Consider the following 1,037-nt stretch of genomic DNA (forward strand, 5'->3'; position numbering starts at 1 on the left):
CCAAGCCCTTCACCTGGACCGCCACCGCCGACGAAATCCTGGCCAAGGTCCGACTCGTCCAGGCCAACATCAAGAAACTCGTCGACAACAACGCCAAGTAATGACAACAGGATCACGAGACACTAGGCGACTTGACCAGCCTGGTCGCCTGACCCCAGTAACGAGTCTCTACCGAACCCGGGGCGGTTCACGTCGCTGCCATACTGGGGCCTGCGGGACTACCGAGTGGCCGGCCAGTGGGGCGCCGAGCCTTCCGTCGACGACTACGTCGCCAGGCTGGTGGGGTTGTTCGACGAGCTGGCCGTGGTGCTTGCTCCACGGGGCACGGTGTGGCTCGACCTCGGTGACAGCTACGGCGGCTCGTGGGGCCACTACGTCGCCGCTGGCTCTGAGGCTCGCACGACACAGCACCGCTCCCAGACGCGCTACGGGACTCATCGTCCGTCGCAGTCGTCGTACCGGCCGAAGGACCTGGTTGGGGTGCCGTGGCGGGTCGTGCTGGCGCTACTGGAGCGCGAGTGGTTGTTGGAGCGCGAGATCATCTGGCACAAACCCAACGCGCGGCCCGAGAGCGTACGAGACCGGTTCGCGCACCAGTACGAGAACATCTTCGTGCTGGCCCGAGACCGGCGAGACCGCTGCGAGACAGGCGAGACGTCGGTGTGGAGCGTCTCGTCGGACCGCGGCCGGGTGGGTCACCCGGCGAAGGGAACGCTGGAGATCGCGCGTCGCTACGTACGGCGAGGGTGCCGCCGTGGCGGGACCGTTCTCCGGCAGCGGGACCACTGGAATCGCCGCGCGAGAGTACCGGTGCCGGTACATCGGTGTCGACCTCAATCCGGCATGCCAGGACCTGGCGCTGCGGCGGCTGGGGCTGAGTCATGACGGATGAGCCGGGGCAAGGGATGACACTAGATGATTGATTCCGTGAAGTTGGTGTTAGTGATCGTAGGCGATCAGTGACCTTTTGCTGGTCAGACCGGTCTGCCAGTTGTGCCAGATGCCGGCTGCCATCGCCAGCAGACGCTGCGCGACAC

At 65.7% G+C, this 1,037-nt stretch carries 1 protein-coding gene and 1 pseudogene; one reads left to right on the forward strand and one right to left on the reverse strand.

Going from position 1 to position 1,037, the window contains the following annotated elements:
• The first annotated feature begins 225 nt into the window (after nucleotides 1–225).
• Nucleotides 226–885 (forward strand): DNA methyltransferase, encoded by a 660-nt coding sequence (locus ACLJQZ_RS48535; RefSeq protein WP_410628508.1) that lies wholly within the window; start codon nucleotides 226–228, stop codon nucleotides 883–885.
• A 54-nt stretch (nucleotides 886–939) separates the two neighbouring features.
• On the opposite strand, the pseudogene ACLJQZ_RS48540 reads toward ACLJQZ_RS48535, so the two are convergent.
• A pseudogene (locus ACLJQZ_RS48540) lies at nucleotides 940–1,037 on the reverse strand (IS982 family transposase); the annotation flags it as partial.

Source organism: Amycolatopsis sp. cmx-8-4 (assembly GCF_046548675.1).
Lineage (GTDB): Bacteria > Actinomycetota > Actinomycetes > Mycobacteriales > Pseudonocardiaceae > Amycolatopsis.